The sequence below is a fragment of the Slackia piriformis YIT 12062 genome (genome assembly GCF_000296445.1).
Taxonomy (GTDB): domain Bacteria; phylum Actinomycetota; class Coriobacteriia; order Coriobacteriales; family Eggerthellaceae; genus Slackia; species Slackia piriformis.
This window is the reverse complement of sequence record NZ_JH815198.1, coordinates 1,094,758-1,109,538: the sequence shown is the minus strand read 5'-3', so window position 1 is coordinate 1,109,538 and position 14,781 is coordinate 1,094,758. Positions and strand designations below refer to the sequence as shown.

13 protein-coding genes are annotated in these 14,781 nt (G+C 59.2%); 10 read left to right on the top strand and 3 right to left on the bottom strand.

Features of this window, described 5'->3' with window-relative positions; all coding sequences use genetic code 11:
- The first annotated feature begins 2 nt into the window (after positions 1–2).
- The 7 genes from HMPREF9451_RS04935 (at position 3) to HMPREF9451_RS04905 (ending at position 8,153) form a co-directional block, all read left to right on the top strand.
- On the top strand, positions 3–2,675 hold the full coding sequence (locus HMPREF9451_RS04935; RefSeq protein WP_009139205.1) for a valine--tRNA ligase: 2,673 nt from the start codon (positions 3–5) through the stop codon (positions 2,673–2,675).
- Positions 2,676–2,985: 310 nt separating this feature from the next.
- The gene (locus HMPREF9451_RS04930) at positions 2,986–3,531 is read left to right on the top strand and encodes a zinc ribbon domain-containing protein (protein WP_009139204.1); all 546 of its coding nucleotides are present in this window, start codon (positions 2,986–2,988) and stop codon (positions 3,529–3,531) included.
- 195 nt (positions 3,532–3,726) lie between these two features.
- Positions 3,727–5,487 carry a threonine--tRNA ligase gene (thrS, locus tag HMPREF9451_RS04925; protein WP_009139203.1) on the top strand — a complete coding sequence of 587 codons (1,761 nt, stop codon included), beginning with the start codon at positions 3,727–3,729 and terminating at the stop codon, positions 5,485–5,487.
- A 268-nt stretch (positions 5,488–5,755) separates the two neighbouring features.
- Positions 5,756–6,535, top strand: coding sequence for a DNA repair protein RecO (gene recO, locus HMPREF9451_RS04920; protein ID WP_009139202.1), 780 nt, complete (start codon positions 5,756–5,758; stop codon positions 6,533–6,535).
- A gap of 145 nt (positions 6,536–6,680) precedes the next feature.
- A complete protein-coding gene (locus HMPREF9451_RS09410; protein WP_009139201.1) occupies positions 6,681–7,097 on the top strand; it encodes a PaaI family thioesterase in 417 nt (138 codons plus the stop codon).
- 8 nt (positions 7,098–7,105) lie between these two features.
- Complete coding sequence (locus HMPREF9451_RS04910; protein ID WP_009139200.1) at positions 7,106–7,720, top strand: hydrogenase maturation protease; 615 nt, start codon at positions 7,106–7,108, stop codon at positions 7,718–7,720.
- The gene (locus tag HMPREF9451_RS04905) at positions 7,701–8,153 is read left to right on the top strand and encodes a hypothetical protein (RefSeq protein ID WP_009139199.1); all 453 of its coding nucleotides are present in this window, start codon (positions 7,701–7,703) and stop codon (positions 8,151–8,153) included. The genes HMPREF9451_RS04910 and HMPREF9451_RS04905 overlap by 20 nt, the downstream gene beginning before the upstream one ends.
- Positions 8,154–8,544: 391 nt before the next feature.
- Here the strand turns inward: HMPREF9451_RS04905 and HMPREF9451_RS04900 are convergent, their stop codons facing one another.
- The 3 genes from HMPREF9451_RS04900 to HMPREF9451_RS04890 all read right to left on the bottom strand — a co-directional run bounded on the left by HMPREF9451_RS04900 (position 8,545) and on the right by HMPREF9451_RS04890 (position 11,305).
- A complete protein-coding gene (locus HMPREF9451_RS04900) occupies positions 8,545–9,381 on the bottom strand; it encodes an IS3 family transposase (protein WP_040626065.1) in 837 nt (278 codons plus the stop codon).
- Positions 9,382–9,383: 2 nt separating this feature from the next.
- On the bottom strand, positions 9,384–9,671 hold the full coding sequence (locus HMPREF9451_RS10290) for a transposase (protein WP_009139197.1): 288 nt from the start codon (positions 9,669–9,671) through the stop codon (positions 9,384–9,386).
- A 443-nt stretch (positions 9,672–10,114) separates the two neighbouring features.
- On the bottom strand, positions 10,115–11,305 hold the full coding sequence (locus tag HMPREF9451_RS04890) for a putative ABC transporter permease (RefSeq protein ID WP_009139196.1): 1,191 nt from the start codon (positions 11,303–11,305) through the stop codon (positions 10,115–10,117).
- Positions 11,306–11,815: 510 nt separating this feature from the next.
- Here HMPREF9451_RS04890 and pyrR point away from each other — a divergent pair.
- Genes pyrR through HMPREF9451_RS04875 form a run of 3 tightly spaced genes read left to right on the top strand, consistent with a single transcriptional unit; the run spans position 11,816 to position 14,626 of the window.
- Positions 11,816–12,403, top strand: coding sequence for a bifunctional pyr operon transcriptional regulator/uracil phosphoribosyltransferase PyrR (gene pyrR / locus HMPREF9451_RS04885; RefSeq protein WP_009139195.1), 588 nt, complete (start codon positions 11,816–11,818; stop codon positions 12,401–12,403).
- A gap of 2 nt (positions 12,404–12,405) precedes the next feature.
- On the top strand, positions 12,406–13,350 hold the full coding sequence (locus tag HMPREF9451_RS04880; RefSeq protein WP_009139194.1) for an aspartate carbamoyltransferase catalytic subunit: 945 nt from the start codon (positions 12,406–12,408) through the stop codon (positions 13,348–13,350).
- Positions 13,334–14,626, top strand: a complete 1,293-nt coding sequence (locus HMPREF9451_RS04875) for a dihydroorotase (RefSeq protein WP_009139193.1) — start codon at positions 13,334–13,336, stop codon at positions 14,624–14,626. Before HMPREF9451_RS04880 ends, HMPREF9451_RS04875 begins: the two co-directional genes overlap by 17 nt.
- The last annotated feature ends 155 nt before the right edge of the window (positions 14,627–14,781 follow it).

Below are 14,781 nucleotides of genomic sequence, written 5' to 3'. Positions count from 1 at the left end.
ATATGGAAGAGCTCTCCAAGAATTACGACTCAGAATCCGTCGAGCAGAGCATGCTCGACAAATGGATTGCGGGCGATTACTACCGTCGCAGTCCTGGCGTGGGGGATTGCACCATTACCATCCCGCCGCCGAACGTCACGGGCGTGCTTCATATGGGGCATGCGCTCGACGATACCATCCAAGACACCATTGTGCGTTTCTATCGCATGCGCGGCCGTTCCACCCGTTGGATTCTCGGCACCGATCATGCCGGCATCTCCACGCAGACGAAAGTCGACAAAAAGCTTGCGGCAGAAGGCATTAATCGCCGCGATATCGGACGCGAGAAATTCATCGACGCATGCTGGGACTGGACGCATGAGTACGGCGGATACATCCTCGAGCAGGTCAAGCGCATGGGCTGCTCGGCGGATTTCTCCGACCCTCATTTCACCATGGACGACGACTACGCCAAGGCCGTCCGCAAGACGTTCGTCGACTGGTACAATGACGGGCTCATCTATCGCGGCAAGCGCATCGTGAACTGGTGCCCTCATTGCCGCACCGCCATTTCCGATGATGAGGCGGAGTATAAAGAAGAAGCCGGCCATCTGTGGCATCTTCGCTACCCGCTGACCGAGCCGGTCGACGGGCAAGATTACATCGTCGTGGCTACCACCCGTCCCGAGACCATGCTCGGCGACACCGGTGTTGCCGTGTCTCCTCAAGACCACGAGAAGGACAAATTCGTCGGCAAAACCGTCAAGCTGCCCATCGTTGACCGCGAGATTCCCATCTTCAGCGACTTCTACGTCGATGCCGGTTTCGGGTCGGGCTTCGTGAAGGTTACGCCTGCGCACGACCCTAACGACTTCGCCATGGGTGAGCGTCACGACCTCGAGAAGATCAACATCTTCGACGAAACGGCGCACGTGGTGGAAGGCTACGGCGAGTTCTCCGGCATGAGCCGCGAGGAATGCCGCGAGGCCATCGTCGCCTGGTTCGAGGAGCATGGTCTGCTTGACCACGTGGAGGAGCACAACCACTCCGTCATGCATTGCTACCGCTGCCCGTCCGCGCTCGAGCCCTGGCTGTCCGAGCAGTGGTTCGTCGCGGTCGAGAAGCTCAAAGGCCCCGCAACCGAGGCCGTGACAAGCGGGAAAATCAAATTCCATCCCGAGCGTTGGACGCAGAGCTATCTCACCTGGATGGAAAACCTCAAAGACTGGTGCATCTCGCGTCAGCTGTGGTGGGGCCATCGTATCCCGGTCTTCTACTGCGACGAATGCGGCTGGATGGACGCGTCCATGGAAGACGTGCACACCTGCCCGAAATGCGGCGCTGCCACCCGCCAGGACGAAGACGTGCTGGATACTTGGTTCTCGAGCCAGCTATGGACGTTCGCCACACAGGGCTGGCCGGATACGCCCGAGCTCATGGAAGGCCATCATCCCACCAAGGCGCTCGTCACTGCGCGTGACATCATCGCGCTGTGGGTCGCCCGTATGATTATGGCTTCGACGTATTTCCTCGACGAGATTCCGTTCCATGACGTGGTCATCTACGCCACCATCCTGGCTAAGGACGGCACGCGTATGTCCAAGTCGAAGGGCAACGGCGTCAATCCGATGGACCTCATCGAGAAGTACGGCGCAGATGCCATGCGTTTCAACCTGCTCACGTTGGTCACCAACAATCAGGACGTGCGCTTCGACGCCAATATCGACCCGAAGACGCACGAGCTGATCGACTCTCCGCGCACGGACGCTGCGCGCGCCTTCGTGAACAAGGTCTGGAACGCAAGTCGCTTCGTGCTATCGAACCTCGAGGGCTACACGCCGGGCGAGCCTCGCGTGACCGGCCCCGCCGACGCGTGGATCTTCTCGCGTTTGGCCGAGCTTTCCGAGAGCGTGACCAAGGGCATCGAGACCTACCAGTTCGGCGAAGTGGCTCGCGACCTGCATGGCTTCTTCTGGAATGAATTCTGCGACTGGTACATCGAGTTCTCCAAGGCCTCGCTTCATGCGGAGGGCGAACAGCGCCTGCAGGTCCAGCGCAATCTGGTCTATGTGCTCGATAACGCCTTGCGCCTGCTGCATCCGGCCATGCCGTTCGTGACCGAAGCTATCTGGGAGAAGGTTCCTCACGGCGATGCGGCACCGGCCCTCATGATGGCGTCTTGGCCCGAGCCCGAAGGCCTGGCTCGCTGGAAGGACGAGGACGCAGAGCGCGCCATGGGCATGGTGTGCGGCATCGTGTCGGCGGTTCGCTCCGTTCGCGCCCGGTACGGCATTTCCCCCAAGCAGGAGCTTGCCGTCACGGTGAAGGCCGCCACGGACAAAGATTCGTCTTTGATCGATGAGCAGCGTGCCTTGATCGAATCGCTTGCGCGCCTTTCCGGCATGCAGGTTTCCACGGATGCCGGAAAGCCTGCAGAAAGCGCTGCGACGCTCGTTTCCGGCTGCGAGGTCTATTGCGAGCTTTCCGGTCTGGTGGACTTCAAGGCCGAACGCGACCGCTTGGTCAAGGAGCAGGAGAAGCTTCAGAAAGAGATCGCGAAGGTGGAGAAGAAGCTCTCGAATCCGGGTTATCTGGCGAAGGCAAAACCCGAAATCATCGAGAAGGACAAGGCGAAGCACGCCGAGCTCGAGGCGAAGTTCGATCTTCTGGCAAGCCAGATTGCCGAGCTTGCCTAAACGGCATCGCGCCGAAAGAAAGGCCATCGATCGCGTGCCGCATTCTTTGCGACGGATATGACAGAAAGACGCGTCCTTCGGGGCGCGTCTTTCGCTGTCGGCGTCTGTTTCGGCGCATGGCGCTCTTCTCGGGGGGGCTTCGTGCGCGATGCCGTCCTGCGATGCGACCTGTCTGCAACGTGAAACGGGCGGGTCGTCATCGAATCTTTCGTACTTTTCGCGAAGGGTCCATATCTTTGCTACAATGATGAGCGGTAAAAAGCGGAATGAAGGCTCTCGTTTTTACGGAGAGCAATGAAAAGGAAGCGAAATGAGCGAGATTCTCTCTCAATTATGGACCCCGGAACTGCAGATGGCCATGACGGTCTTTGTTGTCATGCTGGTTATTCTGTACGTTTTGTCCGTTGTGTGGGTGGTGCGCGATGCGTATCTTCGCGGAACCATGTGGTATGTATGGGCGATTGTGGCCCTGGTTCCTGTGGTTGGCATCATCGCATACTGCCTCTTGCGCCCTCCGCTGCTGCAGATCGACCGCGACGAGCAGGAGCTGGAAGTGGCTTTGAAGCAGCGTCAGCTTATGCAGTATGGCGAATGCGGCAACTGCGGGTATCCCGTCGAAGCAGACTATATCCTGTGCCCGAATTGCCATCAGCGCCTGAAGAACCAATGCGTGAAATGCGGTCATGCCCTCGATCCTTCCTGGACGGTCTGCCCGTATTGCGCAACCTCCTTGCCTGCGGCGCCGGCTCGTCGCGGTGCTCGAACTACCAGCCACCCGCATCAGCAGGCGGCACCTCAGGCAAATCCGGCCGGCAAAGCCCCTCTGCAAGGCGCCACGCGTCAGCAGGAGCGATAACGGTTCTTGGTTGCAAAAGCCGCCTCGACGGGCGGCTTTTCTTGTAGCGCATTATGCCTTGCATGATGCGAGCATTCCGTCTCGCCGAACGATGCGGGTGGACCGCCCGCTTGCCGCAGCATCGCCGTTTCTTCAGCCTGCGGTTGAATGTACGGTATTGATTATGCGTATTCGCATTTTGAGAGGAGATAATCCATGAAGGCCCTTTACAACGACGGCTCTGTCGCTGAAGTCGCGCAGGACGAGGTAACGCACATCGTTCGTCATTCTGCCGCGCATATCATGGCCCAGGCCATCAAGCGCCTCTATCCCGAGGCCGATTTCGCCTACGGCCCCGCAACCGACAACGGCTTCTACTACGATGTCGACCTGGGCGATAAAAGGCTTTCCGAGGACGATCTTCCCGCTATAGAGGCGGAGATGAAGAAGATCGTGAAGGAAAACCTGAAGTTCAGCGCTTTCGAACTTCCTCGCGCCGAGGCTATCGCTTTGATGGAAGAGCGCGGCGAGAAGTACAAGGTCGAGCATATCGGGGACCTGCCGGAAGACGCCCGTATCACCTTCTTCCAGCAGGGCGATTATATCGACATGTGCGTCGGCCCCCATATCACCTATACCAAAGCTCTCAAGGCGTTCAAGCTTACGAGCGTTTCCGGAGCGTATTGGAAGGCCGATTCCAACAATAAGATGCTGACGCGCGTGAACGGCACTGCGTTCGCGACGAAAGAAGAGCTCGACGCTCATCTGACGATGATCGAAGAGGCGAAAAAGCGCGATCATCGCAAGATCGGTCGCGAAATGGACCTTTTCATGATGCGCGACGAAGCCCCCGGCTTCCCGTTCTTCCTGCCCAACGGCATGATTCTCAAGAACGCCCTGCTTGATTACTGGCGCGAGATCCATCGCAAGGCGGGTTATATCGAAATCTCCACGCCCCAGATTATGAACCGCCATCTCTGGGAGACTTCCGGCCACTGGGATCACTACAAAGACAATATGTACTCCACCACGATCGATGACGAAGAGTACTGCATCAAGCCCATGAACTGCCCGGGCGGCGTTCTCGTGTACGCCTCCAAGCCGCGCAGCTACCGTGATCTTCCCATTCGTGCGGGCGAAATCGGCCTCGTTCATCGCCATGAGCTCAAAGGTGCGCTGCACGGCCTGTTCCGCGTGCGCTGCTTCAACCAGGACGATGCGCATCTCTTCGTGACGCCTGAGCAGCTCACCGATGAAATCGTGGGCGTGGCGAACCTCATCACGTCGGTCTACGACAACTTCGGCTTTACGTATCATGTCGAACTTTCCACGCGTCCTGAGGATTCTATGGGCTCCGACGAAGATTGGGAGGCTGCGGAGCAGGGTCTCAAGACCGCTCTCGACAAGCTTGGCATGGACTACGTTATCAACGAAGGCGACGGTGCTTTCTACGGTCCGAAGATCGACTTTCATCTGGAAGACTCCCTGGGTCGTACGTGGCAGTGCGGCACCGTGCAGCTCGACTTCCAGATGCCGCTGAATTTCGAAATCGACTACACTGACGCTGACGGCTCCAAGAAGCGTCCCATCATGCTGCATCGCGTATGCTTCGGCTCCGTCGAGCGTTTCATCGGCATTCTTATCGAGCATTTCGCCGGCAAGTTCCCCACGTGGCTTGCTCCTATCCAGGTGAAGGTTCTCCCCGTGTCCGAGAAAAGCCGCGACTACGCTCATGCGGTGGCTCAGAAGTTCGACGAAGCGGGCGTGCGCGTGGTCGTCGACGATCGCGATGAGAAGATCGGCTACAAGATTCGCGAGGCGCGTGGCATCGACCGCGTTCCCTACATGCTGATTCTCGGCGAAAAGGAGGCCGAGGAGGGCAATATTTCCGTACGCGATCGTTCCAACGAAACGGTCCAGAAATCCGTCGAGGACTTCATTGCGGAAATTACCGAGGAGATTCGCACGCGCGCATAGCCTGCGTGTCGCTTCTATTGCAACGCCTCGTTCTCGGGCAGTCGCATAGAGGGCGTGGCCGAACGGCGGAGTCGAAGGGCTCCGCCGTTTTATTGTGCGGCCCATTGAACCTTGTCAATGGCGCAGATGTAAAGTGGGTCGTTGCGGCGCAGGCTCCTGTCGGACGCGCGTTTCGGCGGCGACTGCGTTAGGACGTGCGTTTCGGCAGCGAATGCTTCCGGAGACGCGCTTTTGGCGAATGAAGCGAGGTTTGACGTAAGGAGGAAGAATGGTCGGGCCGACGTACTCTCTGCACGCGATCGTGCTGCGCAAGACGAAGCTGGGCGAATCGGATTTGATTCTGACCCTGCTCGCCGAGGATGGACGCCAGGTGCGCGCCGTGGCCAAGGGCGCGCGCAAGCCGAATTCCCCGTTCTCCTCCCGGCTTGAAATCTTTGCTGAAGTGGAAGCTCTCATGGCGTCGGGGAAGAGTCTCGATATCGTCAAGGAAGTGCGCCTTGTCGACGCCCATCAGGGCATCGTTTTTGACGCGCAGCATGCTGCGGCATGCGCTCCTGTGGTGGACCTTGCATCGCGCCTCACGCAGCCTGACCTTGCGTCGCCGAAGATGTTCGCGCTTCTCTCTTCGGCGCTTGGCCACGCTTGCTCCTGCAATGCCGAGGAGGCGTTGGCGGTATGCGCCGCCTTTATGCTGAAGGCCTTCTCCTTCGCGGGATTTCGCCCATGTTTCGATCGCTGCGTCGGCTGCGGAGTCTCCATGCCTTTATCGTGCACGGAAACGGCGCGAGACACCGTTTTGTTTTCTGCGGCGGAAGGGGGCGTGGTCTGTTCGAGATGCCTTCTGTTCTCGGATGCGCAGCGCATTCCCGTCGAGGTCTTATCGTGGGCGCATTTCCTGCTTATGTCGACGTTCGACGATGTCGTGGCTTCAAGGCCTCCGTGCAGGGTTATGTTTGAAATATTGCATCTCTGCCAATCTTGGGTGCGCGAGCATGTGGGTTCCCGCCTGAAATCGCTCGATTTCCTGTTCGTTTCCGGGCTGTTCTGATGGCCCGGCGCCTCAAGTCTCGAGAGGTCTTGCGCTCTCAAACCGTAATGCCCTGGGGCGGGGCGTTTTCGCTTTATGCGCAGGATGTGCTTCAGTTCGTCCGCTCGCGTATGCGCGGGCTTGGGAAACATGAAAGGTAATCGTTATGCTTGATGAACGAATTATCGAAAGCTGCAAGAGCCATATCAGGAATCTGAGGGGCTTTGATCGCTCGGAGTTCGTCTCCGTCGAAAAGGGACGTTTCGAGATGCGCGCGTACCCCGGCGCCGATTGTGCGAACGAATACGACAACGTTCACGGGGGCTTTCTTCTCGCCCTGGCGGATGAGGCCGCTTCGGGTGCGGCCGATACGTACGGCTACGACAATGCGACCATGACTGTTTCGGCGAACTTTCTTCGTCCCGCCCGAATCACGGACGAATACCTGTCAGTTGTAGCCGTTGTCCAGCATGCGGGAAAGCGCACTGTTGTGGCGGAGGTCTCTATAGCGCGTCCGAATGGGGAAGTGGCCTTCAAGTCGACGTACACGATGGCAGTATTTGAGACGCGGATTGGAGAGTAGGGAGCAACATGAAGATAGCGGTGCTGTGCGTGGGCAACAGGCTTATGCTCGATGACGGCGCGGGTCCGGCCGTATACGACGAATTGAATGAGCGCTACTTGCTTCCTGAGAACGTGGCGCTTTTCGATGCCGGATGCATGAGCATGGACCTTCTTCCCGTCGTGCGCGATTACGACTTCGTCATTGCTGTCGATGCGGTCGATGTTCCCGATGCGAAACCCGGTACGGTATACCGCTTCGCCCCTGACGAGATAGGCGGGCACGGCATCATGCAGTCGCTGCACGATCTGCGTCTTATCGACCTTATTCAGGCTGCGACGCTACTGGGCTACGAATGCGACGGAATGTGCTTCGGGGTGCAGGTTGAAAACATGAGCCCCGCCACTCTGACCGAAGGCCTTACCCCCGATGTTTTTGCCGCGCTGCCTCTTCTGGTGGATTGCGTGCTCGCGCAGCTCATAGACCTTGGCGTCGAGGTTCGCAATGCGGACGGAACGGTTTTCGTTCCGCCGACCGAGGGCGGAAACGTGGAGGGCGCCCCGTGCGGCGATACGAGCATGGTGGACGATGTAGCATTGCGTGCGATAGGCGAGGAGGCCGGACATGTCGAAGAAAATCGCTAAGAAGGAGGCGCAGGCGCTTCGCCGGAAAGAGGTCGAGGAGATGAACGCGGGCGTTCCTCGGCTCAATATCGGAGCTCTGTTTCTTCCGCCGATTTGGGGGTGCGCCCATGGGCTCTGGGTGTCCATAGCGTTCTATCCGCTATGGCTTGTGGCCGATACCTGCTTCGTGAACGCCTTAGCGGAGCGGACGCCTCTTGCTGTCGTTCTCGGCATTGTCGTGTTCGTGGCGCTTACGGCAGTCACGTTTGCGTTCGCCGTGCTTTCCCAGCCCTATGCGTTCAACCGGGCTTTGTCCATGGGCGTTTCGAAAGAGACCTATCTGAAGCGACAGAAGATCTGGGCCGTTGTTTCTGTCTTGGTGGGAATTGGTCTTCTTGCTGCTGCAACCTATTACAACCTCGTTCTGAACACCCGTCTCGCAGGACTTCTTTAATATCAACTGCGAATCTATACACTGTAAAATTTCGTAAAACTCAGGCTTTTAGGTATTTTGGGCCATGTTTGAAAAAATATAATAAAGCCTGAACAAAAGCTTATTTTACGTTGTATAGATAATAAGTGCGACTGAACCTTGAGGAGGCAATTCCTCTGGACAGGGCGTTTCTCCGAACAGGTCAATTCCTCTGGACGGACCATTCCTCTGGACAGGGCCTTGATTAGGGTTGGCCCATCCGCATGGCGCTGAGTTTCTTGCGGCGGCTGTATTTTCGTCCGTGTGGTCAATAGGGGTCTATAGGGGGAACAGCATGCGTGTATTTCGGCGTTTGTGGTCAATAACGAACGATACGGGGAATGATGTGGCAACATCTTTTTGGGCGATCCGGTCAGAGACTCAGGCCCGCCTCCCTGAACCCGACCGGGGTCATGTAGCCCAGCGTCGAGTGCAGCCTGCAGTTGTTGTACCAGTTCACCCAGTCGAACAGCTCGGTCCTCAGATGCTCCTCCGAGGCGAAGGGGCGCCCCCGCACCAGCTCTCGCTTGAGCACCCTGTTCGTCGACTCGACCACTGCGTTGTCGTGGGGGTTGCCGGGGCGCGAGACCGACCTCTCGATGCCGAAGGCCGAGAGCAGCGCGTCGATCTCCGAGTTGCAGAACTCCGACCCTCCGTCGCTGTGGAACATCTCGACTTCGTCTAGCGGGAAGTCCACGTTCGAGAACGCCGCCTTGACCAGGCGCGCGTCCTTGCGCCGCCCGCACGAGCTGCCGACTATCTCGCGGTTGCACAGGTCGACCAGGAGGCAGACGTAGCACCACGAGCCGCCGGCGCGGACGTAGGTGAGGTCGGCCGCCAGGTGGGTGCGCGGGGGGTGGCCGTCGAACCTCCTCGCCAGCACATTCCCCGCGGAAGGCGGCTGCGCGGGCCCGCGGCCTCCCCGCGGGGCGCGTCCCGAGTACGCGCTCGCCAGGCCGTTCTCCCTCATGATGCGGCATATCCTGCGCCTCGAGGCGACGACTCCCGACCTCGCGAGGACGATCTTCAGCCTCCTCGCCCCGTATCCGCCGCGGGACGCCTCGAAGGCGCCGACCACGTCCGGCTCGATCGGGTCGGGGGCCTTCGGGCGCGGCGGGTGCGCGAGCATGTGGTAGTAGGTCGAGCGCGGGACGCCCAGGATCCTGCACTGCGCCGATACCGGGTAGCGGCGGGCGTTGGCCGCTATCACCGTCACTTTCGTGCGAATATCAGCGCCGCTTGTTTTAAAACATCGACCTCCATCCGCAGTCGCGCGTTCTCGCGCTCGAGCTCGAGCAGCCTCGACTCCTCGGGCGTGCGGTTGTCCGCCGCGGGGGGGGAGCCGGTCTCGTGGACGAGCTTCACCCAGCGCCGGAACGTCGACCTGCCGAGATCGTACTCGCGCATGATCTCGGCGGCGGGCTTCCCGCCGTCGTAGAGCGCCACGATCTGGCGCTTGAACTCCTCGGTGAACTTCCTCGGGTGCTTCGGGTCGCGCATCGGAGCCTCCTTCCGCAAAGGGCCCTCCGTCCCTCATGAAACCGTCCAAAACAGTATAGCCACATCAGAACCCGGTTGTTGCAAACAGGGAATCATTGCCGCTCTGAACAGGGGAAATGCAACCGCTCTTTTATTGCCTTGCAGCCTTTGGGAACTATTGGCGGCAAACGGTAGCAATATGGCGGCAAGCGGTGACGGTTTTTCTCCCGATAAGTGCATTTTGACCACGAACCCAATTGGGTACCATGCCGCATCCGGTTGTGCATGGACGCGGGGCGCCCGCCTTTACGCTTGCGTGAAAAAGCCGCCAAGTAGGCGGCTTTTTCGTGTGGGTCCGGACGATTTCGTCAGGCGGTCTCTCGCATGATGCGCAGGCGTCCTTCCGTATGGTGGCAGGCGGGCGTAAGCAGGTGGGTCTAAGAGAGAAAGCGCATAGGGTACCTCTAGGAAACGCGGGTTGCGTTGTCAGGATTGATGGACATGCTCTGGAAACGGTGTTCCATGAAGTCGTTGTCGTAGTGCTCGGCACAGAAGCGCTCGATTGCGTTGGTGGGCTCATGGCCGGCTTCGCGCTGGTACCAGGAGTCCAGGGCGAACAAAGTCATGGCGCCGTTCGCGATCATGAGCGCGGCGCATACGGTGGTGACGCTGTAGCGCCAATTCCAGGGAATCATGTTGACGAGCTTGAGCATGCGCGGCAAAAGCAACTTGACCCATAGGCAGCCGAGGACTCCCCACATGCACATGAACACGAAGTTCGTGCGGCCGTCTATGGAAAGGAAGGTTCCGGTGTAGTCCCACGCCACGATGCCGAAGGCGAACTGCATGAACCAGCTCGTCAGGTACTCGAAGGCGCCGCCGATAATCGCGCTTACCAAGAAGATAATCGCAATGGGTTTATTGTGGAAGCGGTTGAGGGCCACGGTCATCAGCACGGCTCCGAATCCGTAGATGGGAGAAAACGGTCCGTAGAGAACGCCGGCTCGGTCTTGGTAGCCACCGAAGACGATCGCGTGATACACGGTTTCGATGAGCAGGCCCAGAACGCAGCATACGACGAAAATCCAGAACAGGTTGAAGAAGTCGAGTTCGATGTAACCCTTGCCGGTCTCGTCTCGTCCGAGCGTTCCTTCCTCGGCCCGTTCCCTTGTCTCCATGTCGCGCAGCTTTCGACGCAGCTCTCGCTCTTCGGAGAGGGAGGGGTCAATATAGACCATGAGCGCAATGGCCAAAACCAGGCGGATAAGCGATGCGATGATGCCCTGGAGGCTGAATCCGTAGACCATGACATCGCAGAGGAAAAGGGAGATGTCCAAAATGATGAGCGTCTCCAGAGCATGCCGTGCCAAGCGGCGCTTGTTGCGCAGCAGATACACGCCGAGCGCTATATAGAGCACGCCCGATACGGCGGTGAGCGCCACTTCCACGCCGAAGATGACGAGGGTGGTGGTGTCGTAGTCGGACAAAGACTTGGTGAAGCCTTCAGAGATTCCGAAGGCGGAAAGGGCGATGGTGGCCACGGTGAGCGAGCCGACGACGATGAGCAGGATGCCGAACACCTTCAGCACAAGGGGGATTTTCTTCCTTGAAGGCTGTACGAGGGAAGGCGCGAGGTCTTGGGCGTGCTTGGTCATGGTTCTTTCTCCTTCAGGGTGTTGCAGCCAGGAGCGCTTGCGGCCGGCTGCGCGCGTCGCACGCCGAGGCGGGCTCGACTTGGCGTTGGCTTCGACGAAAAAACGAAGAATGCGCATCGGGCGGATGCGCGGATTCGGACGTGCCGTTTAAGTGTACCCGTCGCAGCTTAAGGAAACGATGACGCTTTGGTGACAAGGTCCGAGAACGGCGCCGAGATGCAAGAGCGCATGTCTGCCTCTCATGTGTAAAAGCCTTCCTATATTCACGAGGATGCATTTTTTCATGAAAAGGGGTTACGGACGAGGCGAGGAACGGCTATACTGTCAAACGTCCTTTAAGACGGTACAGAGAGACCGGCAAGGCCGCGCGAACGGTGCCTGGCAAACACGCGCAAACATACGGCACCCACGAAGCCTTCGCCTCCTCGGCCAAGGCATTTTTTATGCCCTGGTTCGGAGGCAACCGAGGTCAGTCTGTACGCACTCGTATACGAAGAGAGGAGAGTGTGTATGAAAGACACCTACCAGGTGAAGTCCGTCGTCATGGACGACGTGGAAATCGAGCGTTCGCTCACGCGCATCGCTCATCAGATCCTGGAGGCGAACCACGGCGCGCAGGATATCGCGCTTGTGGGAATCGTCACCCGAGGAGACCTGCTCGCCAAGCGACTGGTCGAAAAGATCGAGCAGATCGAAGGAGCAAAGGTACCCCTGGGCAGCCTTGACATCAGCTTCTATCGCGATGACTTCATGACCAATTTCGCCCCTGAAATCCATGCGACCCACATTCCGTTCGACGTCGACGGCAAACGCATCGTTCTTGTGGACGACGTTCTCTACACGGGCCGCACTATCCGCGCGGCGCTTGATGCCGTCATGGATCTCGGTCGTCCCGAGGTCATTCAGCTCGCCGTCCTGGTCGACCGAGGCCATCGCGAGCTTCCTATTCGCGCCGACTACGTGGGCAAAAACGTCCCGTCTTCCCGCGACGAGAACGTGCGTCTTTTCCTCGAAGAGGTGGACGGCACGTCGGCGGTTGAGATTTTGGACATGAAGCCGGGCGAGCGTGCTGGCTCGGCACCCCTCGGAGGTGAATAGCGATGGCGTTCAACCATAAGCATCTTATTGACATCACGGAGTATTCCGACACCGATATCATGACCATTCTTGAAACCGCGAAGGCGTTTCATGAGGTCAACCAGCGTGCTATCAAGAAGGTTCCCACGCTGAAGGGCAAGACGATCGTGAATATGTTCAACGAGCCGTCCACCCGCACGCGCAGCTCCTTCGAGCTCGCCGAGAAGCGCCTGTCCGCCGACAGCCTCAACTTCGGCGGCTCTTCCACGGCAACCGTGAAGGGCGAAAGCCTCATCGATACGGTGGCAACCCTGAACTCCTACAAGATCGACATGGTGGTCGTGCGCGACAAGCATGCGGGCGCTCCCCACATCATCTCTCAGCATACGCCGGCTTGCGTCATCGACGCCGGCGACGGCAAGCATCAGCATCCCACCCAGGCGCTGCTCGATCTCTATACCATCTGGCAGCATAAGCAGTCCTTCGACGGCCTCAAGGTCGGCATCGTTGGCGACATCGGACACTCCCGCGTATGCGGCTCTCTGGTTCCCGCGCTGAAGATCATGGGCGCAGAGGTCACGCTGATCGGCCCCGGCACGCTCATGCCGGCCCGCCCCGACGTGCTCGGCGCCGACCATGTGACCGCAGACCTGGACGCCGCTCTCACCGAGCTCGACGTTGTCTACATGCTGCGCATCCAGCGTGAACGCCTCGAGGGCGCTCCGTTCCCGAGCCTGCGCGAATACCACCAGCTTTTCGGCCTGACCAAAGAGCGCGAGAAGTTCATGAAGCCCGACGCCATCATCTGCCACCCCGGTCCGATCAACCGCGGCGTCGAATTCGACAGCTACATGGCCGACCATCCGCAGCGCTCGGTCATTCTGGAACAGGTCTACGCCGGCATCTGCGTGCGTATGGCTGCAATGTATCTGCTTTTGGGAGGTGCCGACAATGGCCTTGATTCTTAAGAACGCTCACGTCGTCGATCCGTCTGTCGAGCTCGACGGAGTCGTCGACGTCCTGATCGAAGGCGATAAGATTGCTCGCGTCGCCGAGAACATCGAGGTCGAGGGCGCCGAGGTTCGCGACCTGTCCGGCAAATACCTTGTTCCCGGCCTGGTGGACATGCACGTGCATCTGCGCGAGCCCGGTTTCGAGCACAAGGAAGACATCGCAAGCGGCACGCGCGCTGCTGCCAAGGGCGGCTTCACCGGCGTATGCGCCATGCCTAACACCAACCCCGTTGCCGACAACGGCGTCGTGATCAGCTACATGATCGCCCGCGCCGCCGAGGTGGGCAAGTGCCGCGTCTATCCCTCCGGAGCCATGAGCAAGGGTCTCAAGGGCGAAATTATCTCCGAGATGGGGGACATGGTGGCTCGCGGCGCTGTCGCCTTCACCGACGACGGCCGCGGCATCCAGGAAGCCGGCATGATGCGCCGCGTCATGGATTACGGCAAGATGTTCGGCAAGGTGTTCATGAGCCACTGCCAGGACGAAAGCCTGGTCGGTGCTGGCCAGGTCAACGAAGGCGTCGTCTCCACGCGTCTTGGTCTGCTCGGCTGGCCGGCGCAGGGCGAAGAGCTTCAGATCGCGCGCGACATCATGATGTGCGAGCTGACGGGATGCCCGCTGCATATCCAGCACATCTCCACCGCCGCAGGTCTTGATATGGTTCGTGCCGCGAAGGAGAAGGGCCTGCCGGTTACCTGCGAGGTTACCCCGCATCACCTGTTCCTTTCCGAGGACGACATTGATTCTACCTATAACACCTCGCTCAAGGTCAACCCGCCGCTGCGCACGCAGGAAGACCGCGAGGCTTTGATTGAAGGCGTCAAGGACGGCTCCATCGACGCCATCGTCACCGACCATGCTCCCCATGCGGAATGGGAGAAGGCGCATGAGTTCGAGTACGCCCCCTTCGGCATGACCGGCCTCGAGACCAGCCTTGCGCTTGTTCTCACCAACCTGGTCAAGCCGGGCGTGATCGATTATTCCGAGATGGTCGAGCTTATGGCCATCGCTCCTCGCGAGATTCTCGGCCTCGAGCCCGTCAAGATCGCGGAGGGAAGCGTCGCCGACATCACCGTCTTCGACCCGACGGTTGCCTGGACCGTCAACGACGACGAATTCGTCTCGAAGTCCAAGAACTCCGGCTTCATCGGATTCGAGCTTGAAGGCCGTGCGACCGACGTCTTCGTCGGCGGCGTGGCAACGCTTGAGAACGGCGAAATCGTCGAATAGCTCGAACGAGCGCTCACTTCTTCGGTGGGGCTCCTGGTTTGAGCTCCCGACTTCTTTCGTGGCAGAGGGGACGTGCGCAAGCGCGTCCCCTTTCTTCGCGTTTGCTTTTGAGGGTCGCTGCGAGGTCTTGCGGCGACGATGCGCAATGTCGGCGT